This is a genomic window from Acidovorax radicis, assembly GCF_020510705.1.
In the GTDB taxonomy this organism is placed as follows: Bacteria; Pseudomonadota; Gammaproteobacteria; order Burkholderiales; family Burkholderiaceae_C; genus Acidovorax; species Acidovorax radicis_A.
In genome coordinates this window covers 1,508,166-1,533,878 of sequence record NZ_CP075184.1, presented here as the reverse complement: position 1 = coordinate 1,533,878, position 25,713 = coordinate 1,508,166, and the positions used below count along the sequence as shown (strand labels likewise).

Below are 25,713 nucleotides of genomic sequence, written 5' to 3'. Positions count from 1 at the left end.
CTGGCGCTGAGCCCCTGAGGCCATCACGGATACCGCCGTCTGCATGGGGGACAAACCGGCAGGCAACCAGGGCATCGGGGGTATTGGATCCAGATTTTCTAGAACTCTACGGGTTGCAGGTTGTGCGCAGTATGCCAGTGGACGGCCCCATCGCTTTCCGACAAAGCAATTTTTACCAAACCACCTCGGCACGGCCCTCCCGCACATTGGCCGGTGCTGGGCACATACGCGGCCCCATGGGTCGCGCACAACAACCATTGGCCCGTGTCGTCAAAAAAACGATCGGGTTGGTAGTCCATCTCCATGGCCACATGGGTGCAGCGGTTCAGATAAGCATGGACTACGCCCCGGTAGCGAATGGCAAAGGCCCGGCAGGCCTGGCCTGCGTAAAGCACATCAAACGGCACCGCCTGCCCCGCCTCGGCAAGCTCGGAGCTGCGGCACAGAAAAAGCGCCTGATCAGAAAAAGGATTCATGGTTTCACGGCTCCCACACCGCCCGGGCGTCGAAGGCCCCGCCATACGGCCAGATGCAACACACGGTGATCGCCAAAGAAAAACGCACAGGGTTGGTTGGCGCCCAGGCTCAAGGGGCGGCTGCTCTTGGCGCACAACAACACGTTCAAGCCTCCTGCAGCAGCCAGTTGTGCAAATCGCGCACCGTATGGGCCACAAACAAGGGATTCAGCGCGTGGAACGCATCGGGTTCGTGCGCCCCATAACTCACCCCCACACTCGCGCAACCGGCGTTGACCGCCATTTGCAGGTCATGGGTGGTGTCGCCAATCATGAGAAGTCGCTGTGGGGCCACATCGAACTCGGCCATCAGCTCTTGCAACATCAGCGGATGAGGCTTGCCGGCAGTCTGGTCTGCCGTGCGCGAGCCATCAAAAACACCCCGCAAGTCCACCGAGTGCAATGCGTCGTCGAGCCCGCGGCGGCTCTTGCCCGTCGCCACGGCCAGCAGATGGCCACGCTCGCGCAAGTCCGACAGCAACGGCAACACGCCGTGAAAAAGACTCAGGTCGTTCTGGTGCTGAACATAGTGAAAACGGTAGCGGTTGCCAAGCTCGTTGTATTTTTCGGGCGGAACATCCGGGGCGGCGTGGGCCAGCGCCTGCGTCAGGGCCATGCCAATGACGTAGGCAGCCTCCTTGTCGCTGGGAACGGTGCCACCTACATCGCGCACCGCCTCCTGGATGCAGCGCACGATGATGGCCGTGGAGTCGAACAAGGTGCCGTCCCAGTCAAAGGCAATCAGATCGAATCGGCGGGGGCGGAGGGTTTTGGAAGGCATACGGATGGGTAACGCCTTGTCAGGCAGAGGGCACAAAATCGGCCAGATCGGGGGGGAGTTCGGCATTCAAAGCCACCCGCTCCCCTGAGGCGGGGTGGTTGAACTGTAACCGCCAGGCATGCAGGAACATGCGCTTCATCCCGAGCCGCTGCAGCCGCTTGTTCAGGTCGAAATCGCCATATTTGTCGTCTCCCACAATCGCGTGGCCCTGGCTGGCCAGGTGCACGCGGATCTGGTGCGTGCGTCCGGTCTTGATGGTCACTTCCAGCAAGGACATCACCGGCAGGCCCTGGGCTGGGCGCGCGGGGATCGTGCTGCGCACCTTGACCAGCGTGATGGAGCGCATGCCGTCCGGGTCGTCGGCCGTGGTCACACGCACGCGGCGTTCACCATCGGCTTGCAGGTACTTGTGCAGCGGCAGGTCGATGACCTTCTTGTTCGCTGGCCAGGTGCCCGTGACGAGCGCCAGATAGGTCTTGCCGGTCTCGCGCTCACGGAACTGGTCCTGCAGGTGCGTAAGGGCTGACCGCTTTTTAGCCACCAGCAAGATGCCCGAGGTCTCGCGGTCCAGCCGGTGCACCAGTTCAAGAAACCGGGCCTGTACCCGCGCCTGGCGCAGCTGCTCGATCATACCAAAGCTCACGCCGCTGCCACCGTGCACCGCCACGCCGGCGGGTTTGTCGATGGCGATGAGGTGCTCGTCTTCCATCAGGATGGGGAATTCGCGGGCGGGCGCGGGGCGCTCGGCCTTCTCGGCCACCCTATCGGAGATGCGCACAGGCGGCACGCGCACCACATCGCCCGCCTCGACGCGGGTATCGGCGCTCGCGCGCCCTTTGTTGATGCGCACTTCACCGCTGCGGATGATGCGATAGACATGCGTCTTGGGCACACCCTTCAAATGGCGTATCAAGAAGTTATCCAGCCGCTGACCTGCCGAATCCTCGTCGACCTCCACCCACGTGGCGGACGGAGGCGTGGCAGCCAGCTTGGGGTCGGATGGCGGTTTGGCCCCTATAATGTGTTTCACCTGCGCGTTGTTATGTAAGTGGTTGATTTGTCTGGAGTTTAGTCCACACAGCCCTTGCACAGCCGCAGTAAGGTCGATGCCAGCGGGCGTCGTGCACGCAGATTGCAGGCCAGATGCCTGTGGTGGCCGGCACGCCGTGCGGCGGGCTGACAGATTGAAACACTGATACGGAATCCCCCAAGCTGGCAGAGACACCCTACCCGGGAATGCTCTGCCAGCGGATCAAAGCGAGCATGTGGTTGTTGATGAGCTGGATGGCGGTTTTGTGGCGGAGGCTACCGCCTCCGGCTGCACGCTCGAATTCAGTCCCAGCGCCCAGCCAGCAAGCGCAACCAGCTACTTTTTTGCTAGCAAAACTGCGGTCTTACCACTCGCCCCCATCCACGCGCCCCTGCCTTCCATTGCTGCGCTAGCGCTCAGCAGACCCTTGGCATCCCCGGCAATTCCTTTCGTTTCGATGCGTCAGTCCAGGCATTCACAGCTCCTGTAGAGCTTGTTGTTATTGGTTTGGAACTGTGGGCAGCAGCCCGCGCAGCCCCTGTTGCAGGTGGCTTCCCCGCTGCTTCCCGCAAAACACTGATTGAAGGAATCGCATCATGAAGCGGATGCTCATCAACGCCACGCAGCCCGAAGAGCGGCGCCTGGCCATCGTCGACGGACAAAAACTCCTCGACTACGAAATCGAAATTGAAGGGCGCGAGCAGCGCAAGGGCAACATCTACAAAGCGGTCGTCACACGCGTCGAGCCTTCGCTGGAAGCCTGCTTCGTCGACTACGGCGAAGACCGCCACGGCTTCCTGCCTTTCAAGGAAATCTCGCGCAGCTACTTTGCCCCCGGCGTTTCGCCCGGCCAGGCACGCATCAATGAAGTGATCAAGGAAGGCCAGGAACTGCTGGTCCAGGTCGAAAAAGAAGAACGTGGCAACAAGGGCGCAGCGCTGACCACCTTCGTCTCGCTGGCCGGCCGCTACGTGGTGCTGATGCCCAACAACCCCCGTGGCGGTGGCGTTTCGCGCCGCATCGAGGGCGAGGACCGCGCCGAGCTCAAAGAAGCGATGGACCAGCTCGAATACCCGAACGGCATGTCCATCATCGCGCGCACCGCCGGCATCGGCCGCACCGCGCCCGAACTGCAGTGGGACCTGAACTACCTGCTCAAGCTCTGGACCGCCATCGACGGCGCCGCCAAGGGCGGCAAGGGCGCCTTCCTGATCTACCAGGAATCGAGCCTCGTCATCCGCGCGATCCGCGACTACTTCAATAACGACATCGGTGACATCCTCATCGACACCGACGACATCTACGAGCAAGCGCACCAGTTCATGGCGCACGTCATGCCCGAGCATGCCGCCCGCGTCAAGCGCTACCGCGACGACGCCGCGCTGTTCAGCCGCTTCCAGATCGAGCACCAGATCGAATCGGCCTACGCCCGCACCGTGCAATTGCCATCGGGCGGCGCCATCGTGATTGACCACACCGAAGCGCTGGTGTCGGTGGACGTGAACTCGGCGCGCGCCATCAAGGGCGGCGACATCGAGGAAACCGCTACCCGCACCAACCTGGAAGCCGCCGACGAAGTGGCCCGCCAGATGCGCCTGCGCGACCTCGGCGGCCTGATCGTGATCGACTTCATCGACATGGAAGAGAGCAAGAACCGCCGCGAAGTGGAAAACCGCCTGCGCGACGCGTTGCGCCAGGACCGTGCCCGCGTGCAGTTCGGCAACATCAGCAAGTTCGGCCTCATGGAAATGAGCCGCCAGCGCCTCAAGCCCGCCTTGAGCGAAGGCTCGTCCATCCCCTGCCCCCGCTGCGGCGGCTCGGGCCATATCCGCGACACGGAAAGCTCGGCCCTGCAGATCCTACGGATCATCCAGGAAGAGTCGATGAAGGACAACACGGCCGCCGTGCACTGCCAGGTGCCAGTGGAAGTGGCGTCGTTCCTGCTCAACGAAAAGCGCACCGAGATCGCCAAGATCGAACTGAAGCAGCGCGTTGCCGTGCTGATGGTGCCCAACAAGACGCTGGAAACACCGAACTACAAGCTCGAACGCCTCAAGCACGACGACCCCCGCCTGGACCACATCGAAGCCAGCTATAAGCTCGCTGAAGAGGTGGAAGACCCCACGGCCGTGACGCGCCGCTCGCAAGAGCCCACCAACAAACAGACGCCGGTGATCAAGGGCGTGTTGCCCGACGCCCCCGCACCGATGGCCGAGCCCCGCCCCGAAGGCGCCGCCCGCCCCGCGCGCAGTGGCCAGCGCCCTGCTGCGGCCCCTGCGGCCAGCACGCCGGCAGCTGCACCTCGGCCCATGCCTGCCGCAGCGCCCCAAGAGCAAGGTTTCTTTGCCTGGATCAAGGGTCTGCTGGGCTTTGGCGACACCCCCGCGCCGACACCTGTGGCGGCACCCACCCCCGTGGCAACCCCTGAAACGCAGGGTCGCGGTGAACCCCGCCGTGACGGCCGCAATGGCGAATCCCGTGGCCGCCGTGGTGGACGCGATGGAAACCGTGAAGGTGGCCGTGACGGAAACCGCGATGGCAATGGTGAAAACCGCGGCCGCCGTGGCGAACGCCCCGCCGAAGGCCGCGCACCACGTGACGCAGACAACCGCCCCCCACGCGACGCGGAGCGCCGCCCTGAAGGCGAAGCCCGCGAGCCTCGCGAAGGCCGCAATGGCCGTGACGGCGGTCGAAGCCGTCGCGACGCAGAGCCGCGCAACCTGGCCTCCGGCGTGAACGGAGACAACACGGCCGTTCAACAACCGCAAGTCGAAGGCCCCAACGGCCAGACCAGCGACAGCGACGCAGTGCCCGGCCAACAGCAACCCCGCAGCGAACGCGGCCCACGCCGTGAACGTGGTGAGCGCGGTGAGCGCAATAACCGGGGTGACCGGGGCGGCGAACGGGGCCCACGCCCTGCCACCGCGCAAGACAAAGCCGCCAATGCAGCCATGCCTGGCGATTTTGTGGACACCGCGCCGCTGGAATCCCTGCCCGACCTGGACCTGACCGGGACCGACGGACAGCCTGGCGGCCATGGCACCCAAGCCGCAGGCGACGACCAACAGCGCCGTGAGCGCCGGTCGCGCGACCGCTATGGCCGCGACCGCCGTGAACGCGGCCCGCGCGACACCAGCAGTGAAGCCGCAGCGCCCACGGTGCAGGATGTCGACGCCTCTGCCCAGGCCGGCACCTCCGCCCTGGCACCGGTGCAGGACGAGGCCCCACGCCGCAGCTACTTCAACGCGCCCACGGCCGAGTCCGCTCAGCCTGCGGCCTTCGAGGCGCCGACTGCCGCACCCGCAGTAGCAGCATTGCCCCCCGCACCCGCCATGCCAGCCCCCATCGCCGCCCCGGTGGACGCAGCGACGCCGGTGACCGCAGCAGTGCCAGCAGCCCCCGCTCCGGCTCCGGCTCCTGCGCCGGCCAAAGCACCTGTTGCCGCTGCGGCACAGGCGCCGGCTGCCAAGCCCACCGCGACAGGCATGCCCCGCGTGCAGGCGTTTACGCTGCCTATCGATGCGCTCCAGCAAGTGGCGGCCTCATCGGGCCTGCAGTGGGTGAACTCTGATGCGGACAAGATCGCGGCCGTACAGGCTGCGATTGCCGCAGAGCCCAAGCCCCTGCGTGTGCCGCGCGAACGCCCCCCCGTGGTGGTGGTGGACGAAGGCCCGCTGGTGCTGGTGGAAACCCGCCGTGACCTGTCGGCCATGAAGCTGCCTTTTGAGCAGCCTCCGGTGGCGTAAAAAGACGCAACGGCCTGCTGTCCGCGCGGCGCAGGCCCATTCACACAAGGCGGCTCAGGCCGCCTTGTTCTTTTGGGAAACGATAAACCGCCCTTGCACCATTCCTTCGCACCCCTGCGCTACCTTTGAATGGGCGGTTGTCACGTTCAATGTCCCCTCATCGCAGCGGCGCGCGGTGTGCAAGGTACCATTTTGGGTCGCTGGCGCGCGCCCCCCTGCGCATTGGCGCACGCGCCCGTATGGCAAGCAGCCATTGCCTCCATATGCCGTGCCAGCCTCCTGTCTGATATTTCTTCAAGGTCCGCGGACCTTTCGGCCACACCCATGCTGTTCTTGCTGTCCCCCGCCAAATCGCTCGACTATGACACCCCCGTACCTGAAGGGCTGCCACACACCACGCCCCAGTTCGTGCCGCAGTCCACGGCCCTGATCGAGGTGTTGCGCACCCACTCGCCACAAAGCATTGCTTCGCTGATGGACCTGAGCGACAAGCTGGCGGGGCTGAATGTGGCGCGCTACCAGGCCTGGCGCCCCCGCTTCACCGCAGCCAACTCGCGCCAGGCCGTGCTCGCCTTCAACGGCGACGTGTACGACGGCCTGCAGGCCCGCACACTTGGCGCGGACGACCTGGGGTGGGCGCAGGAGCATGTCGCCATCCTGAGCGGCCTGTATGGCGTGCTCAGGCCACTGGATCGCATGCAACCCTATCGCCTGGAGATGGGCACACGCCTGGCCACCGCCGCTGGCAGCAACCTGTACCAGTTCTGGGGCAGCCAGATTGCCGAACACCTCAACACCCGCCTGCGCGCCGACACCACCCCCGTGGTGGTCAACCTGGCGTCGAAGGAGTATTTCAAGTCCGTGGATCGCAAGCAGCTGAAGGCGCGCGTCATTGAATGCGTATTCGAGGACTGGAAAGGCGGCACCTACAAGATCATCAGCTTCCACGCCAAACGCGCGCGGGGCCTGATGGCCCGCCATGCCATCGCCCACCGCGTGGCCACGCCGCACCAGCTGGAAGGATTTGATCTGGACGGCTACGCTTTTGCCCCGGCATCATCCACCCCCGAGCGCCTGGTCTTCAGGCGCAAGGCGCCCACGGCGTAAACCCGACAAAAACCCGCTCACGTTGAGTTGAAGGACCGCCATGGCATCGCGTTCTGACCAGCACCCGGACCACACCACCACCACCGCCCAGCCCATCAGCGCTACACGGCAGGCCATCACGCCCGAGCTGCGCCGATGGATCATCAAACAGGCCCAGGCCGGCTACCCCGCGCCGGTGGTGCTGCAGTCCATGCGCGATGCGGGCTGGGACGAAGACGTGGCGGCCGAGGCCATGGAGGTCACGCTAAGGAACCATTTGAACGCGTTGTCCGTGCAACAGGGCCAGCCCACCGCCGTGCCCGTGCCCGAGCCCCGGCTGGACGAATCGCCTGCCCAGGTGGACTGCGGCGACCGCACCGTGAACGTGTTGCTGGCGATGGCCCAGCCACGCATCGTGGTGTTCGGCGGCCTGTTGTCGCCCGAAGAATGTGATGCCTTGATCGCCGATGCCGCGCCGCGCATGGCGCGCTCGCTCACGGTGGCCACCCAAACGGGCGGCGAGGAAATCAACGACGACCGCACCAGCGACGGCATGTTCTTTCAGCGCGGCCAGAGCCCGCTGATCCAGCGCATCGAAGAGCGCATTGCACGCCTGCTGCACTGGCCCATCGAAAACGGCGAAGGGCTGCAGGTGCTGCACTACCGCCCCGGCGCCGAGTACAAGCCACACTACGACTACTTCGACCCCGCCGAGCCCGGCACCGCCACCATCCTCAAGCGCGGCGGCCAGCGGGTGGGCACGCTGGTGATCTACCTGAACACGCCCGAAAAAGGCGGCGGCACCACCTTCCCCGACGTGTTTCTCGAAGTGGCGCCGCAGCGCGGCAACGCGGTGTTCTTCAGCTACGAACGGCCCCACCCATCCACCCAGACCTTGCACGGCGGCGCCCCGGTGATCGCGGGCGACAAGTGGATAGCCACCAAGTGGCTGCGCGAACGAGAGTTCAAATAAAAATGGGCTCTAGCGCTTATGCATCAAGCGCAAGCAGCTACCAAAACAATAGCAATCATTCGCCGCCACACCCGCATACCCCCACACCCGCATACCCCCATACCTGCCATCCCCCTACACACCATGAACACGCCAGAACAATCACAACTGGGCAAGGCCTCGGCTTATGTAGACCAGTACGACGCCTCGCTGCTTTTCCCCATCCCGCGCGCGGGCAAACGGGCCGAGATCGGCATCACCGGCGCGCCCCCCTTTTTTGGGGCCGACCTGTGGACGGCCTTTGAGCTGTCGTGGCTGAACCAGCGCGGCAAGCCACAGGTGGCGCTGGCGCACATCACCGTGCCCTGCGAGACGCCCAACATCGTGGAGAGCAAGTCGTTCAAGCTCTACCTCAACAGTTTCAACAACACCCGCTTTGCCGATGCCGTCGAAGTGCAGGCGCGCATCCGCGCCGACATCAGCGAAGCCGTGTGGCGCGGCGCGGAGCACCCGGCCACCGCGGGCGTCCGGCTCATCCACCCCGAGTTGTTCGACCAGGAACCCGTGCACGAACTGGACGGCCTGAACCTGGACCGCCTGGACGTGGAATGCACCCGCTACCAGCCCGCGCCTGAGTTGCTGACAGCGCAGTTCGATGAAGCACCGGTGACCGAGACGCTGACCAGCAACCTGCTCAAGAGCAACTGCCTGGTGACGGGCCAGCCCGACTGGGGCAGCGTGCAGATCAGCTATAGCGGCCCGCAGATCAACCAGGAAGGGCTGCTGCAATACCTCGTGAGTTTTCGCAACCACAATGAGTTTCATGAGCAGTGTGTGGAGCGCATCTTCATGGACATCTGGGCGCGCTGCAAACCCATCCGGCTCACGGTGTATGCGCGCTACACCCGCCGGGGCGGCCTCGACATCAACCCGCTGCGCACCAGCCACCCGCAGGGGCTGCCACGCAATGTGCGCACAGCACGGCAATAGGCAATACCGCTGCCCCGCGTTTCAGCCCGGTTCAGCCCCGGTTCAGCCCTGTGGCCCGATCCAGTCGCAGCGCAGCTTACGCAGCCGGTGGGCGCGAGCCCGCCATGCGACATAGCCGCTTGGGACCAAGGTACCGGCCAGGCACAACGGTGCGCACCAGGTCTCGCCGAATGCGCAAACCGGAAACCAGCCCACCCATCCCATGATCCAGAGCGTCAGCACAGCGTCCCAGAGGTGGTACTCGAGCGGGTGATCGGCCTTGTGCGCAACATGCCACTGCCGGATGCGCTGCAGCTCATTGAGGGTCATGGGGATCTCCCGAAAAACGGGGAAATCACTGTAAGTTACGAGTAAGAATTCGTCAAGAGCTACCGAACGCTTCCAACCGGTGTGCCATCAGTCCAGGCGAAACACGTCCACCGAGCGGCCCAGCGATTCGGCGCTTTCTTTCAGCCCCTGGGCGGCGGCTGCCGACTCTTCCACCAGCGCGGCGTTCTGCTGCGTCACGGTATCGAGCTGGGTGACAGCCTCGTTCACCTGGGCAATGCCTTGCGACTGTTCCTTGGTCGCGCCGCTGATCTGCTGCACCAGGGCGCTCACCCGCTCCACCGTGTCGACCACGCCTTGAATGGTCCTGCCTGCGTGGTCCATTTGCTGGGCACCACCGGCAATCTGGCCAACTGTCACGCCGATGAGGCCGCTGATTTCCTTGGCCGAGCTGGCACTGCGCTGTGCCAGCGCCCGCACCTCTCCCGCCACCACCGCAAAGCCCCGCCCCTGTTCACCCGCGCGGGCGGCCTCCACAGCGGCATTGAGCGCCAGCAGGTTGGTCTGGAAGGCAATGCCTTCGATCACCCCCACGATCTCGCTGATGCGCGTGGACGACTGCTTCATCTCTTGCATGGCTGCGCTGACCTCCTGCACGGCCTGGCCGCCACGCCGGGCGATGTCGCTGCTTTGCGCGCTTTCGCGCGAGACCTGGGCCGCCGTGTCCGATGTCTGCATCACGGTGCTGGCGAGCTGCTCCATCGAGGCGGCGGTCTCCTCCAGGCTGCTGGCCTGCGATTCGGTGCGGGCCGACAGGTCCAGGCTACCGCGCGAGATCTCAGCGGCTGACTGGGTGAAATTGCGCACTTCAGTGCGCACATCGCCCACCACCGCGCGCAGGTTGACCTGGGTTTGCTGCAGCCGCTGCATCAGCGCACCCAGCGGCTGCGGGTAGTCGCCGCGCACGGACGTCACCAGGTTGCAGGCTGAGATATCCGATGCAAACCGCGTCGCGTCATACACGCCCCGCAACACCGTGGCCTGAAACCGCCACAGCACCCAGCCCGCACCAAGCGGCAGCAATACAAGGCGCGCCACACTGGCGGTGGCACCTTGCAGCCCCAGCATGTCGGGTACCAGAGCCAGCAGCACCAGAACGCCCAACATCAGCGCCATGCGGGGCAGCGATGCCATCTGCGTCAGGCTCTGCACAACGCCGCGCACACCGCGATACCGCACGCTGCCTGAATCCAGATAAAAGCTGGCGGCACCCGACGATGCCTCGCGACGCATCTGGGCGTAGAGGGCTTCGGCGGCGGCTATTTCACTCGGACTCGGCTTGGTGCGCACCGACATGTAGGCGCGTGGCTTGCCACCTTCCATGATGGGCGTCACATTGGCCCGCACCCAGTAGTGATCGCCGTTTTTGCGGCGGTTCTTGACCAGCCCCGTCCACGGATCGCCCCGACCCATGGTGCGCCACATGTCCTTGTAGGCCTCAGACGGCATGTCAGGGTGGCGAATGATGTTGTGGGGCTGACCAATGAGTTCGTCGTAAGTGAATCCGCTCACACGCACGAAGGCTGGGTTGCAATGGGTGATCTCGCCCTTGGTGTTAGTGCTCGACACAAGCAACTCATCACTGGGGAAATCGAAACTCTGCTGTGTTACAGGCAGATTGATGCGCATGGGTCGTTCCTGAAAGGTCTGCGGGTAGGCAGGTCAACGGCTTTGTTACCATTTGATACTGATCAAGTCTATCCCGCGATTCACCCCCATTGGCACCAAAACAGTGCTCTTCTTGCTGCACCGTGGCAAAGATTGTGTCGCCCTCACGTCAGCCCTGCGTTCAGAACAGCTGGCCGATCTCCATCGTGCTGCCGTCCAATCGCCGCCCACCTTGGCGCATGGCGGGCGGCTCGGCCACACGGGCATCGGGTGCCGGCTCCTGGCCCAGCCGCGCCAGCGTGCTGGCCCGCACCCCCAGCAGCCGCAGCCGTTTGTCCAGCGGCACCCGCTTGAGACACTGCCCCGCGATGTGCCGGATGGCCGCACCGTCAGCCGTGTAGAACGCGGCTGTGTGGTCGCGCGTCGCAATCTTGAAATCGTCGTAGCGCAGCTTGATGCCAATGGTGCGCGCCACATAGCCCTTGCGCTGCAGGTCCTCGGCCACACGCATGCACAGGTCGGTAAAGATGCGGCCCAGCTCTGCCCTGTCATGCACCGCATGCAGATCGCGGTCGAACGTGGTCTCGCGGCTCATGCTGACGGGCTCGCTTTCGGTCACCACGGGGCTGTCGTCGCGGCCCCAGGCCACGCGGTGCATCCAGGCCCCGGTGGACTTGCCAAAGTGACCCATGAGCCACTGCGGGTCCTGCGCTGCCAGTTGCCCAATGGTCTCTATGCCCAGGCGCGCCAGCTTCTCGCCCGCCTTGGGGCCGATGCCGTTGATCTTGCGCACGTTCAGCGGCCAGATCTTGCCCTGCAGGTCTTCCTTATAGACGATAGAAATACCGTTGGGCTTGTTGAACTCGCTCGCCATCTTGGCCAGCAACCGGTTAGGCGCCACGCCGATCGAGCAGGTCAGCCCTGTCGTCTCAAAAATGCTTTTCTGGATGAGCCGCGCCAGCACACGCCCGCCTTCGCGCTGGCCACCGGGCACGTCGGTGAAGTCGATATACACCTCGTCCACACCCCGGTCCTGCATCACGGGGGCAATCTCGGTGATGGTGCTTTTGAACAGGCGCGAGAAGCGCCGCACTTCGTCAAAATCCACCGGCAGCACGATGGCCTGCGGGCACAGCCGGGCCGCTTTCATCATGCCCATGGCCGAACCCACACCGAACTGCCGCGCAGCATAGGTGGCCGTGGTGATGACGCCCCGGCCCACGTAGTCTTTGAGCAGAGGAAAGTCCTCCACCGGGATGAAACACGGCTCCCGTGGCCCCGAGCCATCGGGACTTTGCAGCAGCAAATCGTCCACCTTACGCCGACCGCCGCCAATCACCACAGGCAACCCTTTGAGTTGCGGGTAGCGCAGCAACTCCACCGAGGCATAGAACGCATCCATGTCCAGGTGCGCAATGCGGCGCAGCTTGCCGTCGGGCTGGGTTGCAGCGGCCGGGCTATCGAGGGCGGTTTCGGGGTCAGGAACGGTCACAGCCGATATTGTGCGCGGCGCGTTGACAGGCTGCTGCCACCAACATCACAAGCTGCGAGTTAGAGAAAAGCCGCCCTTTGGGTTTGCAATGCCTCTCGGTCGATGCTGGCTTGCAGCTGCTCCATATCTGCACGGCACACGCCCTGCTTCACAAAATGGTCTTGCCATCCGTTCACCACGCGTGCGACCTGCTGGATAAGCTCCATGGCACGCGCGCGTTTGATGCCGAATTCACGCAGCTCAGTCAGCGCGTTCTCCAGGCTGGATACAGCACCTTCGCGACCCACCACCATCTGCTGGTAACCCAGGTTTTGCAGCGTGGGCACCACGTCGTACGCAGGGGTCAGCTCGTGGTAGCCATCCAGCCCCAAGCGCAGACTGTGGTTGCGCTCATGGTCGTCGGTGTTGTCCATGAAGATGTTGAACACCATGCGCTTGAACAACTCTTCACGCTGCGCCACCTGTGTGTCGGGGTGGGCCAGTCGCAGCAGCACCGTGGCCAGCGCGCTATAGCTCTCAGGCAGCCGCGCAGCACGCAGCGCCGTGCGGGCCGACAGGCAATGCAGGCGGTACCCACCCACTCTGTCAAAACGCTCAATCGTCAACGCATGACGCGCCTTGCCATGCCGTGCTGGAATGGGCAGCACACCCGTAGCAGCCACGCGGATGCCTGCCTGGGCGGCCAGCGTCATGGTGGCGTGTTCGACCAGCGGCGTGTCCACCGCATCGTCCAGCTCACTGAACTTGATGACGCAAGGCCCCGCATCGGTTTGCAGCAGAGCCTTGGGCCGTGCGCCGCCCAACGTCACACCGGGTTGAATAAGGCGCTGCATTTCAGCGGTCACCGGGGCCTGGGTCTGCAGGTCTTCCATGGCGGCGCTTAGCTGCGCCAAGTCCCGCAGTTGGGGATAAGGCCCCAGTGAGCGTGGCACGTACCGATCCGCAGAGACCGAAACACCCAGCGCACCAAAACGGTCATCACCCGCAAACAGCAGCATCTCCAAGATCGACAGGCGCGCGGGCCGGTCCACATGCCGGATGATGCGCTCGCCCCAGCGGTCGGGCCGGGCATCGTCAATGGCACCGGGGGCGCTGTTGCGCTCGCCTGCGGTGAACTCCTGCTCAGCCACCAAAGGCAAGTCCTCACTGAGCGGAAAGTGCCACCACTCTTCGGCATAGTGGAAGGTGGCGCAGTCGGCCACGAGCTGGGACAAGCGCAACGCGCCCACCAATGTGGGCTGCGCGGGGTTCACCAGCGCCCACAGGTAAAGCTGGTCTTGCGGCACATAGCTGCGGGGATTCACACCCACGCGCGACTTCATCGCGGGGCCTTTGAAAGGCCGGGTTGAATGAGCGCAGCCAAGCCGACTGCCGCCGCCGGGACAGACCGAGACGGCACAGGCGCAGCCACTGTACTGGCACCAGGGCGCGCAACGCTTTTGGCCGATTTGCGCGGACCGCGAGCCCTCGTGACCTCCCGCTCCAGCGCCGCATGGTCTTGTTGGGGCGCAACCAAATCGGCCACGGCCACCGCCGGATTCACCAGCCACATGCACATCACATAGCTGGCCATGGCCACAGAAGGATCGCCCCGCTCAATGCGTGCCATGGTGGGCTGAGACACCCCCAGCCGCCGCGCCCACTGGGCCTGCGTCTCTCCCCGCCGCTTGCGGGCGATGGCGATGTGTTGGCCCAGCAGTTCAATCTGCTGCAAGACGGCATGCGGGTAATCAGCAGGGCTGGTGTTTTGCTTGGGCATTCATAGAATGTAGCAAAAATTGGTTTTTAAGCAAATCTATGAATATTAAGCGCCGCCCACAGCGCTCGATAGAGAGTCAAAGCCGCCTATTTATTCATAGAAGCAAGAAAAACCTATTTAACAAACTTCTATGAATGGTTTACTGCTTCGCCAACGCCGCGCTCCGAATACCCTGCAGCGTGCCCGTGGGCGTAATGGCCTCGGGGTCGATCAGGCAGTGCAATACGCTGGGCAGGCCGCTGGCGCGCGCGCGGGCCAGGGCGGGGGCGAATTCTGCAGTGTGCTCCACACGCTCGCCGTGGCCGCCAAAGGCCTGGGCGTAGGCCTTGAAGTCGGGGTTCTTGAGCTGCGTGGCGCTGACGCGGCCGGGATACTCGCGCTCCTGGTGCATGCGGATGGTGCCGTACATGGCGTTGTCCAGCAGCACCACGATGATGGGCAGGCCGTACTGCACGGCGGTCGCAAACTCCTGGCCGTGCATCAAAAAGTCGCCGTCGCCCGCGAAGATCACCACCTCGCGCTGCGGCCACAGGCGCTTGCCGCCCACGCCCGCAGGCAGGCCGTAGCCCATCGATCCACTGGTGGGAGCCAATTGGCTGGCGTAGGTGGTGAACGGCCAGAAGCGGTGGATCCACGTGGCAAAGTTGCCCGCGCCGTTGCAGAAGATGGTGTCGGCCGGCAGTACGTCTTTGAGGTGCTGCATCACCTCGCCCATCTGCAAGTTGCCGGGGATGCGAATGGGCGCCGGGTCGCTCCAGGCCAGGTATTCGGCGTGGGCGGCCTGGGTGTGGGCCTTCCACGGCACGGCGGCTGTGGGGCGCACCGCGTTGAGCGCTGCGGTGAATGCCTGTGGCGTGGCGTGGATGGCCTGGGTGGGGCGGTAGAGCTTGCCCAACTCATCGGCATCGGCATGCACATGCACCAGGGGCTGCGCGGGCGTGGGGATGTCGAACAGCTCGTAGCCTTGCGAGGGCACTTCCGACAGCCGCCCGCCCACCACCAGCACCAAATCGGATGCCTTGATGCGCGCCAGCAGCTTGGGGTTCACACCCAGGCCCAGATCGCCGCCATAGCAGGCGTGCGTGGCCGGGAACAGCATCTGGCGGCGGAACGAGCAGTACACAGGAATCGACCAGGCCTCTGCAAACGCAGTGAACTCGCGCACAGCTTGCTCAGACCAGCGGCTGCCACCCACGATGGCCACAGGGCTCTTGGCGGCTTGCAGGCGCTGGGCAAGCTCGGCCATCTGCGCGGCGCCGGGGTGTGTCTCCGTCACCTGGTAGGGCAACGCATCGGCCACCATGGCCGCTTCGGTCAGCATGTCTTCGGGCAGCGCCACCACCACAGGGCCGGGGCGGCCGGATGTGGCGACGTGGAAGGCCCGCGAGACGAGCTCGGGCACACGCGCCGGGTCATCAATCTGCACCACCCACTTGGCCATGGTGCCAAACACGGCGCTGTAGTCCAGCTCCTGAAACGCCTCACGCCCCATGGCATTGCGGGCCACCTGGCCCACAAACAGGATCATAGGGGTCGAGTCCTGGTGCGCAATGTGTACACCGGCCGACGCATTGGTGGCGCCGGGCCCGCGCGTCACAAAGCAGATGCCGGGCTGGCCCGTGAGCTTGCCCTGCGCCTCGGCCATCATGGCCGCGCCGCCCTCCTGGCGGCACACCGTCACGCCGATATCGGCATCGTGCAGGGCGTCGAGCACGGCCAGATAACTTTCGCCGGGCACGCAAAAGAGCTGCTTGACGCCATGGGTGATGAGCTGGCTGACCAGAATCTGGCCGCCCGTGCGAGGGGTGAGGGACGAAGTGTTCATGTCTGCGGTATCGGATCAAAAATTCAGAACAGCGCCTGGCAGGCACGTTGGATGCGCGTGCAGGCCTCTTGCAAGTCAGCGGTAGAAGCAGCGTAAGAGATGCGGAAGTATGGCGCCAGCCCCAGCACACCGCCGGGCACCACGGCCACATGGTGTTCGCGCAGCAGGTAGGCGCAAAAGTCGGCATCGGTGCGCAGCAGCATGCCGCCCGGCGTGGTGCGGCCCAGCACGCCTTCGCAACTGGCAAAGGTGTAGAACGCGCCCTCGGGCACGCGGCAGCGCAGGCCGGGTGAGGCATTGAGCGCGGCCACGACCAGATCGCGCCGGTCTTGAAACGCTCGGCAACGTTCAACCACCACATCCTGCGGGCCCGTCAGCGCCGCCACGGCCGCCGCCTGGCTGATGGACGAGGGGCAGGACGTGGCCTGGCTCTGCACCACGGCCATGGCGGCAATCAGCGCCTTGGGGCCCGCGCCATAACCGATGCGCCAACCGGTCATGGCATAGGCTTTGGAGACACCGTTCACCGTCAGCGTGCGATCGCGCAGCGAGGGCAGCACGGCGGCGGGCGTGGCAAACGCGCGGCCGTCGTACAGGATGTGTTCGTAGATGTCGTCCGCCAGCAACCACACCTGCGGGTGGCGCTCCACCACCTCCAGCACCGGGCGCAGTTGCTCGGCGCTATAGGCCGCGCCGCTGGGGTTGGAGGGCGAGTTGATGAACACCCAGCGCGTGCGCGGCGTGATGGCTGCCTCCAGCTGTTCGGGCGTGATGCGAAAGCCGTTGGCTTCGGTGCAGGGCACCACCACGGGCACGCCACCGGCAATCAGCACCATGTCGGCGTAAGACGTCCAGTACGGCGCGGGCAGGATCACCTCGTCGCCCGGGTTCACCGAGGCCATCAGCGCGTTGTAGAGGATCTGCTTGGCACCCGCGCCTGCAGTGATTTCGTTGAGCTGAAAGTCCAGCCCGTTGTCGTGCTTGAACTTGTGCTGGATGGCGGCCTTGAGTTCTGCCGTGCCATCCAGCACCGTGTAGTGCGTCTCCCCCCGCGCCATGGCCTGCTGCGCGGCCTCCAGAATGTGGGCTGGCGTGTCGAAATCGGGCTCGCCCAGGCCCAGCACGATGACGGGCTGGCCCTGGCGCTTGAGCTGGTTTGCCTCTTGCGTCAGGCGCACGATTTCCGAAACGCCGATGGCGCCCAGGCGGTCGGCCGCGCGGAAGGCCGTGGCGGGGATGGGAGCGTTCATTGCTGGTAGGTCTCCAGGGGCTTGTCGTTGGGTGTGGCAAACAGCTGGCGCAGCGTGGTGCCCAGCGGCAGGTTCAGGCTCATGTTCTTGGGTGGAATGGGGTTCACAAACCACTTGGTGTAGATCTTTTCCATCTCGCCGCTTTGCATGAGCTTGGTGAGCACACCATCCACCGCCGCCTTGAAGGTCGGGTCGTCCTTGCGGAACAGCAGCGCAATCGGCTCGGCGCCCAGTGGCTCGCCGACGATGCGGTAGGCCGATGGGTCTTTGGAGTTGGCGATCATCCCGGCCAGCAGGTTGTCGTCGAGCACGAAGGCGTCGGCGCGGCCGGTTTCCAGCAGCAAGAAGCTCTCGTGGTGGTCCTTGCCCAGCACCGTCTTGATGGGTGCACCGCCCAGCGCACGCTCCTGCTTGCGCAGCAGTTGCACGGCCGTGGTGCCGGTCGATGCGGCAATGGTGCGGCCTGCGAGCTGGCTGATGGACTTCAGGTCCGAATCCTTGCGCACCGCCATGCGCACTTCGCTCACGTAGGTGGTCACTGCAAACGCCACTTGTTGCTGGCGCGCGGTGTTGTTGGTGGTGGGGCCACAGCCGATATCGAGCGTGCCGTTCTGCACCAGGGGCAGCGTGTTTTGCGCCGTCACGGCCATGTATTCGAGCTTGGCGTCGGGCGCGATCTCCTTGAGCACCCGCTCGCACAGCTCGACGTGGTAGCCCGCGTATTTCTCATTCGCGCCCAGCGCATAGGCCATGGGCGGCGAGGTCTCGCGCACGCCCAGCACGGCCTTGCCCGATGCCTTGATCTTCTCCAGCGTGGGCGTGGATGCCGTTTGTGCCTGCGCTGGCGCCAAGGCCGTGCAAGCCAGTACCAGCCCTGCAGCGAGCGCCGTGAATGTCTTGTGGAAAGTTGCCATGGTTGTTGTCTCCTAGTGTGTTGTCGTTGGCAGAATAAAAAGCGGTCGTACCGCGCTAAAAAAACTCACTGTTCCCTGTTCCTTGCTCCTTGCTCTCCGTTGCCTCACCGTTCAGGCCGAGCTTGCCGAAGCCAGGGCAGAACGCGTACAAAGCCCTTCGTGCTGGCCCAAAGCGCACGGGCGTCAGCGAGGGCTTCGCCTGAAACCGGCCACACCACGCCCCTCTGTTCCAACCCGTGCGCCGAGCCCCTGCTCCCACTCACACATCAAACGTCACGCCTTGCGCCAGTGGCAGCGCGGTCGAATAGTTGATGGTGTTCGTCGCCCGGCGCATGTAGGCCTTCCAGCTGTCCGACCCGGCTTCGCGCCCGCCGCCCGTTTCCTTCTCCCCACCAAACGCGCCACCAATCTCGGCACCGCTGGGGCCAATGTTCACGTTGGCAATGCCGCAGTCCGAGCCCGCCGCCGACATGAACAACTCGGCCTCGCGCACGTTGAGCGTAAAGATGGACGACGACAGGCCTGCGCCCACGGCGTTGTTCATGGCGATGGCTTCGTCGATGGTGCTGTAGCGCACCACGTACAGGATGGGCGCAAAGGTTTCGTGCAGTGCAGGGCCTTCGTGCTTTTGCAGCTCCACCAGCGCAGGGCGCACGTAGTACGCATCCGCACCGCCAATGCCTTCCACACGGCCACCACCGTGCACCGTGGCACCCAGCGCACGGCTTTGCTCCAGCGCTTTTTGCATGCCGTCAAACGCAGGGCGGTCGATCAGCGGGCCTACCAGCGTGCCAGCGGTGCGCGGGTCGCCTACCTTCACGTTGGCATACACCTTGGCCAGCTGGGGCACCAGTTGGTCGTAAATGCTTTCGTGCACAAACAAGCGGCGCAGCGTGGTGCAGCGCTGGCCTGCCGTGCCCATGGCGGCAAACGCGATGCCGCGCAGGGCCAGGTTCAGGTCGGCCGTGGGCCCCACGATGGCCGCGTTGTTGCCGCCCAGCTCCAGGATGCCGCGCGCAAACCGCGCTGCCAGGCGCGGGCCCACGGCGCGGCCCATGGCGGTGGAGCCCGTGGCCGACAGCAAGGGCACGCGGGCGTCATCCACCAGCACCTCGCCAATGTCGCGCTGGCCCACGATCAGCTCCAGCAGGCCCTCGGGTGCATCGGCGCCAAAGCGTGCGATGGCGCGCTGCGCAATCGCGTGCGTGGCCAGGGCCGTGAGCGGCGTCTTTTCAGACGGCTTCCACACCACCGAATCACCGCACACCAGCGCCAGCGCCGCGTTCCATGACCACACGGCCACGGGGAAGTTGAAGGCCGAGATCACGCCGCACACGCCCAACGGGTGCCAAGTTTCCATCATGCGGTGGCCGGGGCGTTCGGTGGCAATGGTCAGGCCATACAGCTGGCGCGACAGGCCCACGGCAAAGTCGCAGATGTCGATCATCTCCTGCACCTCGCCCAGCCCTTCGGACGGGATCTTGCCCGCCTCAATGGTCACCAGCAGGCCCAGGTCAACCTTGGCGGCGCGCAGCTCTTCGCCCAGCAGGCGCACCAGCTCGCCCCGGCGCGGTGCGGGCACATTGCGCCATGCCAAAAAGGCCGCATGCGCGCGGCCGATGGCAGCGGTGGCATCGGTCGGGCTTTGCTGTGGCACCTGGGCCAGCACCTCGCCCGTGATGGGCGAGCGCGCAGCCAGCGTGCCGCCGGTGTAGGCGGCGCGGGGCACGCCCAGGCGTTGCAACAGTTGATCAACTTCAGACACAAGGGGGGTGGCGGCAGGGGTGGCAGACATGGCGACTCGCAAAGGTGAAGGGGGTGCAGAAAAACAGATCCGCGCAAGAGAACCTACGCAAAGAATGCGCCAATATCCGCCAATCCCAGGAGCCTGGATAGCAAAAAAATGGAACTACTTGATCACAAATCAGAATGAAGTACCTGAAAATATCAGGACTGCCACCCCATACCCAATGCGCGGAAGAGGCTCAAAAGGCTCAATTTTTGGCACCCATCATCATTCCCCCAATGCATAACCCGGTATGACCTTGCTGCGCCGCGCCTTCCTGCCCTCCACCGCCGACCTGCTGGCCTTTGAGGCGGCGGCACGCCACCAGAGCGTGTCGCGCGCAGCCGAGGAGCTGCACCTCACCCAAAGCGCCGTGTCGCGCCAGATCCGCCAACTGGAAGATCAGATCGGCACCGCCCTCTTCCACCGCGTGCGCCAGCGTGTGGTGCTGACCGACGCGGGCCGCGTCTACGCGGCCGACGTGCAAAACGTGCTGCAGCAACTGTCGGCCAGCACACAAAAAGCCATGGCGTTCTCCAGCACCGACGGCCTGCTCAACCTGGCCGTGCTGCCCACGCTGGGCACCCGCTGGCTCATCCCGCGCCTGGGCGGCTTCATGGCGCTGCACCCGGAGGCCATGGTCAACTTCTCGGCCCGCACCGAGCCGTTTGACTTTGCGGGCACACCGTTCGACGCTGCCATCCACTTCGGCACCCCGCACTGGGCAGGCGCCGTGTGCGAATACCTGATGCACGAAGAAACCGTGCCCGTGTGCAGCCCCGCCTACCGCGACCGCCACGGCATCCACACCCCGCAGGATTTGACCCGCGTGGTGCTGCTGCAGCAAAGCACTCGTCCCACGCAATGGGCCGAATGGTTTGAGCTGGTGGGCGTGCCCACGGCCCTGGCCCTGCGCGGCCCGCAGTCCGAGCACTTCGCCATGATTGCGCAGGCTGCGGTCTCGCACCTGGGGGCGGCCCTGCTGCCGCGCTTTTTGATTGAGCAGGAGCTGGCTGCAGGGAGTTTGGTGGAGCTGTCAGACCAGGTGCTGACGAGCACGGATGCGTATTACCTCGTGTACCCGGAGGCGCGGGCGCAGACGCCGCTGGTGAAGGCGTTCAGGGATTGGGTCGTGGGGGAGTGTGGGGCAAAGGCAGAGGTGAGGGCAGAAGATGCCAGCGAGGAACGACCCCACGCCCAGCCACCTGAAATATGCTCAAAAAGTGCCCCTGGCGCTTATTCTTAAAGCGCAAGCAGCTATGAAATCAGAAGCAAAAACTTGCCATGAGACACCGCACCACACGCTCAGGACAAAACAGACAACGCCCTGAAGAACATCAACGGCATAGTGCATAGCCAAGGAGTCCGCATGCGTGAAACCAAACTACCGAAGACAAATGCAACTGCACCCATGGCCGTGCCGGATGCACCCCAGTTGTTGACCGACCTGCGGCAGCTCATCGAGCAAGCCCGGGAAGCCGCCGTGGTAGCAGTGAACTCCGGCCTGACATGGATGCACTGGCGCATCGGCCAGCGCATCCGAGCCGAAGTGCTGGGAGGACAACGGGCCAATTACGGCGAGGAGATTGTCTCCACAGTGTCGAGACAGTTGACAGCCGACTATGGCCGCAGCTTCAGCACCAAAAGCCTGCGCCACATGATGAACCGCCCCGGGTTTCGTGGAGGCCGGTTGGTTTAAGTCAGGCCGCCACCATGGAGGACTGACTGGCGAGTTGCCGGTAGTAGTTTGCCTCAGCCTCTGCCGGCGGTATGTATCCGATGGGTCCGAGCAGCCTGTGATGGTTGAACCAAGACACCCATTCCAGCGTTGCCAGCTCTACCGATTCACGAGTTGGCCAGGACCGTCGATGAATCACCTCGGCCTTGTACAGACCGTTGATCGTCTCAGCCAAAGCGTTGTCATAGCTGTCGCCCTTGCTGCCCACCGAGGGCTCGATGCCTGCCTCTGACAGCCGTTCGCTGTAGCGGATGCTGACGTATTGCGACCCCCTGTCGGAGTGATGAATCAATGCGCCATCACGCTCGGGTTGCCTGGCATACAGGGCCTGCTCCAGGGCATCCAGAACGAATTCCGTTTGCATGGAGGTGCTGACCCTCCACCCCACAATGCGCCTGGCGTATACGTCGATCACGAAGGCCACGTACAGCCACCCCTGCCAGGTTGAGACGTACGTGAAGTCCGAGACCCACAGCTGGTTGGGCCGCTCGGCCTTGAACTGTCTGTTGACCCGATCCAGCGGGCACGGTGCTTTCATGTCGCTGATGGTGGTGCGAACCACCTTGCCACGGCGCACGCCCTGCAATCCCAGGCGCTTCATCAAGCGCTCGACCGTGCAGCGGGCAATGGACAGCCCTTCGCGGTTCATCTGTTTCCAGATCTTGTCGGCGCCATAGACCCGCATGTTGGCCTGCCAGACGCGCTCAATATGCGGCACCAGGGTGTCATCACGTTGGGCGCGCGGACAGCGCAGCCGTGGATTGCGTTGACGGGCGGCATGACGCCAATAGCCTGACGGGGCGATCTGCAGCACCTTGCAGATCGACTCGACCCCGTAGGCCTGTCGATGCTGATCGATGAAGCCCTTCAGGGCTTCAGACGGCGGTCGAGTTCCGCCTGGGCGAAAAACGCGCTGGCCAGCTTCAAGATCTCGTTGGCTTTGCGCAGTTCTTTGACCTCGCGCTCCAGCACCTTCATCCGTTCACGCTCGGAGGTGGTGATGCCCTCACGCACGCCGGAATCGACCTCGGCACGCTTGACCCACTCGTGCAAGGTCTGCGGCACGCAGCCAATCTTGGGGGCGATGGATTCAATGGCAGCCCACAGCGAGGGGTACTCGCCTCGGTGCTCACGCACCATGCGAACAGCGCGCTCGCGGACCTCAGGTGAAAACTGGTTCGACTTCTTGCTCATGGCTCAATCCTCTCAGAGAAAAGAGCCTCCTCAAAACGCGGGGCGGTTCACAAGTGGCTACCGGACCTGGAGCACTTTGCCTTCGAGGGCATTCCGGCGGGCAATGAGTCGGTGTGGTTTCACCGGCCGTCGGCCACGCTCGTCGTGACGGACCTGCTGCAGTGGATGGCGGGCGATCTGCCCTGGCCCACGCGGGCCTATGCCACGCTGACGGGGGTGCGAAGCCGGCTGGCCGTGCCGCTCACGGTGCGCGCGCTGGTGCGTGACCGGGCTGCAGCAGCCCGCAGTGCGGAGCGTGTGCTGCGCTGGCCGTTTGCACGGGTGGTGGTGGCCCACAACTGCACCATCGACACCGATGCGCACGCCCAGGTGGCCAGGGCATTGGCGGTGTTCTGACCGCAGGCGGGCAGGCTTCAGGGCTGTCGCTGCGCGGCCTCGCGCACCATCAGCCAGTAAGGGCGGGCAGAGACGGGCTCCACACATTCGACCACGCGCGCAAACCCCAGGCGCTGGTAGAACGGCAGGCTGAGCGGGTTGAAGGTTTCCAGGTAACAGGTGGCGCGCGCCTGGTCTGCGCGTGCCAGCGTTGGCTGCAGCAGCCGCTGCGCCAGCCCCTGGCCCTGTGCTGCGGGGCGCACGCCCAGGATGGAGAGGTACCACGCGTCGTGCAGGACGGCGGGCACCTGCGCCTCCATGGCGGCGCCGATGTGCTGGTAGTGGCCGAACCCGATGGGGCCGAGCAGGCGCGACAGCGCCTGGGTGCGGCGCTCGCCGTGCAGGGCGCGGTGGCTGGCCGGGGCCTCAGGGGTGAGCCACAGGGCAGCACCGTCATCACCGGCCCAATGCACTTCGCCCACAGCTCGGGCTTCGTCCAGCGCCAGCACGAAGTAGTGGGCCAGCACGCGGTGGCGCAGGGCGGGGTCGGCTGCGTGGTCGATGGTGACGGCCTGGTAGAACGCGTCGTCACTCAGCGCTTCGGCCAGTGCGCCGCACACAGCCGGAAGAGGTTCAAGGGCGCCGCTGGTGAGGGGCCGCACGGGGGGGGTGTGTGTTTGCATGGGCAGCCAAAGAGCGTTACTGCAGGTTCTGCAGCGCGTAGGTGTACGCAGCGTCGCCCAAAAACTCCACCATGCGTGGGTGGTAGGCATTGTGAAACGCCTTCATGTCGGTGTTGTCGGCATAGAACAGCACGGTGCCCACATAAGCATCGCGCGATGGCACATAGAACCGCGCAACGATGGCAAAGTGTTTTTCCATCAGGGCCTGGATCGCCTCGGACTCGGGGGCATGGGCATCGATCAGCGGCGCCAGCTCTTGGTAGAAGGCATCAAAGTCGGCATGTACCTGGGGCTTGTCCACATGGGCCCAGTTGTCGGTGCTGGCCAGGGATTGCTCTTGCTCGGCACGCTGTGCGGCGCGGCATTGGTAGAGGTAGTCGGGGGTGGTTTGCTGGAGGCCCATGGTGTTCGTTCTTTTGCTTGAAGAAGCGGCGGGTCGATCATCTCAGCGCACGTCATCGGCACACAACCCGCCAGGGGGAGCGCGGACTATAGCGGTGTGGCCCACCCTTGCGCTCGCAAACGTACTTTGTGCGCCACACGGGTGCAGCAAGGGCCTGCGACCAGGACTTACAGATGGTGCGGATGGTGCGGGCCACGCGTGAATCTCACTTCGCCACGCCAGCCCCTCAACCCAGGGGATCTGAAACACCCCCCCGGTCTGCGCCAGGCACAACCCGCTGCTCCGCCGTCGAACCCCCCAGGCTTTGCGCAGGCCGCCGCAGCGTCGCATCAAACGGATTGATCTTCGGCCCGATCGCCGCCGCCTCGCGCTTGAGCAACTCCACCACCGTCGGCAGGCGGTCGTCGTTGAGCCGCGCGGAGATGGTGCCCACGCTCAGCGCCGCCACGGCACGGCCTTCGCGGTCAAGGATGGGCACGGCCACACCAGCCATGCCTTCGAGCAAGCCGGTGTTGCGGCCCGCGTAGCCCAGCTGGCGCACGCGCTCGATTTCGGTGCGCAGGTACACCTCATCAAACACACCGTACTCGCGCACGCGGGACAGGTTGAAGCGGATGACCTCTTCGCGCTCGGCCTCGGGCAAAAACGCCAGGATGGCCAGCGCGCCCTGCCCCACGCCCAGGGCCACGCGGCCGCCAATGTCGCCGGTGAAGGAGCGGATGGGGAACGGGCCTTCGCTGCGGTCCAGGCACACGGCGTCGAAGCCGCTGCGCACCAATAGAAAGATGCTGTCGCCCAGGCTGGCGCACAGGCGCAGCAGCGCGGGGCGGCACAGGCTGCGCAGGTCGCCCGGGTTGCCTGCCTTCGCCGCCAGGGCGAAGAAGTCCATGCTCAGGCGGTAGAGCTTGCTGCGCTCGTCCTGCTCGACCATGCCCTCTGCCACCAGCGATTGCAGCAAACGGTGCGTGGTGCCCTGCGTGAGGCCCACCGCACGCGCCAATTGGGTGACTCGCCCGCCCTCGGCCTGCACGGCCGACAGGGCCCGGATGACGGCAAACACACGGGGTACGCCACCGGTGGCGGTTGATGCGGCTTCCATACCTCGCTCCTGTGGAATTGATTGTTCAAACTGAAGGCATCATATTCCATTGAACGGAATAAATTTAATAAAACTTCCGTTTAATGGAATACCCGCAGCGTTCTGGCCTGCGTATTGCAATAGATTCAATTGAACAGAGAGGCTGCTTCAACCTTCTTCC

The 25,713-nt window shown here is 64.6% G+C and carries 23 protein-coding genes and 1 other annotated feature; of the genes, 7 read left to right on the top strand and 16 right to left on the bottom strand.

Annotated features, from left to right (window positions below):
* Positions 1 to 98 precede the first annotated feature (98 nt).
* The 3 genes from KI609_RS06970 to KI609_RS06960 all read right to left on the bottom strand — a co-directional run bounded on the left by KI609_RS06970 (position 99) and on the right by KI609_RS06960 (position 2,326).
* Positions 99 to 476 (bottom strand): Rieske (2Fe-2S) protein, encoded by a 378-nt coding sequence (locus tag KI609_RS06970; protein ID WP_226448487.1) that lies wholly within the window; start codon positions 474 to 476, stop codon positions 99 to 101.
* A gap of 145 nt (positions 477 to 621) precedes the next feature.
* Positions 622 to 1,296, bottom strand: coding sequence for an HAD family hydrolase (locus KI609_RS06965; protein WP_226448485.1), 675 nt, complete (start codon positions 1,294 to 1,296; stop codon positions 622 to 624).
* Between the two features lie 19 nt (positions 1,297 to 1,315).
* Complete coding sequence (locus KI609_RS06960; RefSeq protein ID WP_226448483.1) at positions 1,316 to 2,326, bottom strand: RluA family pseudouridine synthase; 1,011 nt, start codon at positions 2,324 to 2,326, stop codon at positions 1,316 to 1,318.
* A gap of 596 nt (positions 2,327 to 2,922) precedes the next feature.
* On the opposite strand from KI609_RS06960, the gene KI609_RS06955 reads away from it, so the two are divergent.
* The 4 genes from KI609_RS06955 (at position 2,923) to queF (ending at position 9,100) form a co-directional block, all read left to right on the top strand.
* On the top strand, positions 2,923 to 6,072 hold the full coding sequence (locus KI609_RS06955) for an Rne/Rng family ribonuclease (protein WP_226448481.1): 3,150 nt from the start codon (positions 2,923 to 2,925) through the stop codon (positions 6,070 to 6,072).
* A 324-nt stretch (positions 6,073 to 6,396) separates the two neighbouring features.
* Positions 6,397 to 7,179: a peroxide stress protein YaaA gene (yaaA, locus tag KI609_RS06950; protein WP_226448479.1), complete on the top strand. Its 783-nt coding sequence runs from the start codon at positions 6,397 to 6,399 to the stop codon at positions 7,177 to 7,179.
* A 40-nt stretch (positions 7,180 to 7,219) separates the two neighbouring features.
* Positions 7,220 to 8,131 (top strand): 2OG-Fe(II) oxygenase, encoded by a 912-nt coding sequence (locus tag KI609_RS06945; RefSeq protein WP_226448476.1) that lies wholly within the window; start codon positions 7,220 to 7,222, stop codon positions 8,129 to 8,131.
* A gap of 123 nt (positions 8,132 to 8,254) precedes the next feature.
* Positions 8,255 to 9,100, top strand: coding sequence for an NADPH-dependent 7-cyano-7-deazaguanine reductase QueF (gene queF, locus KI609_RS06940; protein WP_226448474.1), 846 nt, complete (start codon positions 8,255 to 8,257; stop codon positions 9,098 to 9,100).
* Between the two features lie 42 nt (positions 9,101 to 9,142).
* Here the strand turns inward: queF and KI609_RS06935 are convergent, their stop codons facing one another.
* The 9 genes from KI609_RS06935 to KI609_RS06895 form a co-directional block, all read right to left on the bottom strand.
* Complete coding sequence (locus KI609_RS06935; protein ID WP_226448472.1) at positions 9,143 to 9,409, bottom strand: hypothetical protein; 267 nt, start codon at positions 9,407 to 9,409, stop codon at positions 9,143 to 9,145.
* 87 nt (positions 9,410 to 9,496) lie between these two features.
* Entirely contained in the window at positions 9,497 to 11,056 is a 1,560-nt protein-coding gene (locus KI609_RS06930; RefSeq protein ID WP_226448470.1) for a methyl-accepting chemotaxis protein, read from the bottom strand.
* A 160-nt stretch (positions 11,057 to 11,216) separates the two neighbouring features.
* On the bottom strand, positions 11,217 to 12,437 hold the full coding sequence (locus tag KI609_RS06925) for a Y-family DNA polymerase (protein WP_226450225.1): 1,221 nt from the start codon (positions 12,435 to 12,437) through the stop codon (positions 11,217 to 11,219).
* Between the two features lie 149 nt (positions 12,438 to 12,586).
* Positions 12,587 to 13,849, bottom strand: coding sequence for a type II toxin-antitoxin system HipA family toxin (locus KI609_RS06920; RefSeq protein ID WP_226448467.1), 1,263 nt, complete (start codon positions 13,847 to 13,849; stop codon positions 12,587 to 12,589).
* Positions 13,846 to 14,286 carry a helix-turn-helix transcriptional regulator gene (locus KI609_RS06915; RefSeq protein ID WP_226448465.1) on the bottom strand — a complete coding sequence of 147 codons (441 nt, stop codon included), beginning with the start codon at positions 14,284 to 14,286 and terminating at the stop codon, positions 13,846 to 13,848. The genes KI609_RS06920 and KI609_RS06915 overlap by 4 nt, the downstream gene beginning before the upstream one ends.
* 139 nt (positions 14,287 to 14,425) lie before the next feature.
* Positions 14,426 to 16,111: a thiamine pyrophosphate-binding protein gene (locus KI609_RS06910; protein WP_226448463.1), complete on the bottom strand. Its 1,686-nt coding sequence runs from the start codon at positions 16,109 to 16,111 to the stop codon at positions 14,426 to 14,428.
* A 23-nt stretch (positions 16,112 to 16,134) separates the two neighbouring features.
* Positions 16,135 to 17,361, bottom strand: a complete 1,227-nt coding sequence (locus KI609_RS06905) for a pyridoxal phosphate-dependent aminotransferase (protein ID WP_226448461.1) — start codon at positions 17,359 to 17,361, stop codon at positions 16,135 to 16,137.
* The gene (locus KI609_RS06900) at positions 17,358 to 18,275 is read right to left on the bottom strand and encodes an amino acid ABC transporter substrate-binding protein (protein ID WP_226448459.1); all 918 of its coding nucleotides are present in this window, start codon (positions 18,273 to 18,275) and stop codon (positions 17,358 to 17,360) included. Before KI609_RS06900 ends, KI609_RS06905 begins: the two co-directional genes overlap by 4 nt.
* Positions 18,276 to 18,534: 259 nt before the next feature.
* Positions 18,535 to 20,070, bottom strand: a complete 1,536-nt coding sequence (locus KI609_RS06895; RefSeq protein ID WP_226448457.1) for an aldehyde dehydrogenase family protein — start codon at positions 20,068 to 20,070, stop codon at positions 18,535 to 18,537.
* A 244-nt stretch (positions 20,071 to 20,314) separates the two neighbouring features.
* Between KI609_RS06895 and KI609_RS06890 the strand changes: the two genes are divergently transcribed.
* Both KI609_RS06890 and KI609_RS06885 read left to right on the top strand, forming a co-directional pair.
* Positions 20,315 to 21,307 (top strand): LysR family transcriptional regulator, encoded by a 993-nt coding sequence (locus KI609_RS06890; protein WP_226448455.1) that lies wholly within the window; start codon positions 20,315 to 20,317, stop codon positions 21,305 to 21,307.
* Between the two features lie 123 nt (positions 21,308 to 21,430).
* Positions 21,431 to 21,760: a DUF1016 N-terminal domain-containing protein gene (locus KI609_RS06885; protein ID WP_226448453.1), complete on the top strand. Its 330-nt coding sequence runs from the start codon at positions 21,431 to 21,433 to the stop codon at positions 21,758 to 21,760.
* Position 21,761: 1 nt separating this feature from the next.
* On the opposite strand, the gene KI609_RS06880 is transcribed toward KI609_RS06885, so the two are convergent.
* Positions 21,762 to 22,993 (bottom strand): IS3 family transposase gene (locus KI609_RS06880; RefSeq protein ID WP_226444521.1). Its coding sequence is split into 2 segments (ribosomal slippage): positions 21,762 to 22,708 and positions 22,708 to 22,993, totalling 1,233 coding nucleotides; the frame shifts between segments, so codons are not numbered across the junction.
* Positions 22,596 to 22,712, bottom strand: a sequence feature (AL1L pseudoknot). It overlaps the preceding gene by 117 nt.
* Positions 22,994 to 23,104: 111 nt before the next feature.
* Here KI609_RS06880 and KI609_RS06875 point away from each other — a divergent pair.
* Positions 23,105 to 23,389 (top strand): hypothetical protein, encoded by a 285-nt coding sequence (locus KI609_RS06875; protein WP_226448451.1) that lies wholly within the window; start codon positions 23,105 to 23,107, stop codon positions 23,387 to 23,389.
* 17 nt (positions 23,390 to 23,406) lie between these two features.
* Here the strand turns inward: KI609_RS06875 and KI609_RS06870 are convergent, their stop codons facing one another.
* The 3 genes from KI609_RS06870 to KI609_RS06860 all read right to left on the bottom strand — a co-directional run bounded on the left by KI609_RS06870 (position 23,407) and on the right by KI609_RS06860 (position 25,553).
* On the bottom strand, positions 23,407 to 24,051 hold the full coding sequence (locus tag KI609_RS06870) for a GNAT family N-acetyltransferase (protein ID WP_226448449.1): 645 nt from the start codon (positions 24,049 to 24,051) through the stop codon (positions 23,407 to 23,409).
* Between the two features lie 16 nt (positions 24,052 to 24,067).
* The gene (locus KI609_RS06865; protein ID WP_226448447.1) at positions 24,068 to 24,454 is read right to left on the bottom strand and encodes a TipAS antibiotic-recognition domain-containing protein; all 387 of its coding nucleotides are present in this window, start codon (positions 24,452 to 24,454) and stop codon (positions 24,068 to 24,070) included.
* Positions 24,455 to 24,680: 226 nt separating this feature from the next.
* Positions 24,681 to 25,553: an IclR family transcriptional regulator gene (locus KI609_RS06860; RefSeq protein ID WP_226448445.1), complete on the bottom strand. Its 873-nt coding sequence runs from the start codon at positions 25,551 to 25,553 to the stop codon at positions 24,681 to 24,683.
* Between the last annotated feature and the right edge of the window lie 160 nt (positions 25,554 to 25,713).

What these genes read in the sequence shown, in the direction of transcription:
- KI609_RS06970 (WP_226448487.1), bottom strand. Translation starts at nt 476, where the DNA reads ATGAATCCTTTTTCTGATCAGGCGCTTTTTCTGTGCCGCAGCTCCGAG.
- KI609_RS06965 (WP_226448485.1), bottom strand. Translation starts at nt 1,296, where the DNA reads ATGCCTTCCAAAACCCTCCGCCCCCGCCGATTCGATCTGATTGCCTTT.
- KI609_RS06955 (WP_226448481.1), top strand. Translation starts at nt 2,923, where the DNA reads ATGAAGCGGATGCTCATCAACGCCACGCAGCCCGAAGAGCGGCGCCTG.
- yaaA (WP_226448479.1), top strand. Translation starts at nt 6,397, where the DNA reads ATGCTGTTCTTGCTGTCCCCCGCCAAATCGCTCGACTATGACACCCCC.
- KI609_RS06945 (WP_226448476.1), top strand. Translation starts at nt 7,220, where the DNA reads ATGGCATCGCGTTCTGACCAGCACCCGGACCACACCACCACCACCGCC.
- queF (WP_226448474.1), top strand. Translation starts at nt 8,255, where the DNA reads ATGAACACGCCAGAACAATCACAACTGGGCAAGGCCTCGGCTTATGTA.
- KI609_RS06935 (WP_226448472.1), bottom strand. Translation starts at nt 9,409, where the DNA reads ATGACCCTCAATGAGCTGCAGCGCATCCGGCAGTGGCATGTTGCGCAC.
- KI609_RS06930 (WP_226448470.1), bottom strand. Translation starts at nt 11,056, where the DNA reads ATGCGCATCAATCTGCCTGTAACACAGCAGAGTTTCGATTTCCCCAGT.
- KI609_RS06925 (WP_226450225.1), bottom strand. Translation starts at nt 12,437, where the DNA reads ATGGATGCGTTCTATGCCTCGGTGGAGTTGCTGCGCTACCCGCAACTC.
- KI609_RS06920 (WP_226448467.1), bottom strand. Translation starts at nt 13,849, where the DNA reads ATGAAGTCGCGCGTGGGTGTGAATCCCCGCAGCTATGTGCCGCAAGAC.
- KI609_RS06915 (WP_226448465.1), bottom strand. Translation starts at nt 14,286, where the DNA reads ATGCCCAAGCAAAACACCAGCCCTGCTGATTACCCGCATGCCGTCTTG.
- KI609_RS06910 (WP_226448463.1), bottom strand. Translation starts at nt 16,111, where the DNA reads ATGAACACTTCGTCCCTCACCCCTCGCACGGGCGGCCAGATTCTGGTC.
- KI609_RS06905 (WP_226448461.1), bottom strand. Translation starts at nt 17,361, where the DNA reads ATGAACGCTCCCATCCCCGCCACGGCCTTCCGCGCGGCCGACCGCCTG.
- KI609_RS06900 (WP_226448459.1), bottom strand. Translation starts at nt 18,275, where the DNA reads ATGGCAACTTTCCACAAGACATTCACGGCGCTCGCTGCAGGGCTGGTA.
- KI609_RS06895 (WP_226448457.1), bottom strand. Translation starts at nt 20,070, where the DNA reads ATGTCTGCCACCCCTGCCGCCACCCCCCTTGTGTCTGAAGTTGATCAA.
- KI609_RS06890 (WP_226448455.1), top strand. Translation starts at nt 20,315, where the DNA reads ATGACCTTGCTGCGCCGCGCCTTCCTGCCCTCCACCGCCGACCTGCTG.
- KI609_RS06885 (WP_226448453.1), top strand. Translation starts at nt 21,431, where the DNA reads ATGCGTGAAACCAAACTACCGAAGACAAATGCAACTGCACCCATGGCC.
- KI609_RS06870 (WP_226448449.1), bottom strand. Translation starts at nt 24,051, where the DNA reads ATGCAAACACACACCCCCCCCGTGCGGCCCCTCACCAGCGGCGCCCTT.
- KI609_RS06865 (WP_226448447.1), bottom strand. Translation starts at nt 24,454, where the DNA reads ATGGGCCTCCAGCAAACCACCCCCGACTACCTCTACCAATGCCGCGCC.
- KI609_RS06860 (WP_226448445.1), bottom strand. Translation starts at nt 25,553, where the DNA reads ATGGAAGCCGCATCAACCGCCACCGGTGGCGTACCCCGTGTGTTTGCC.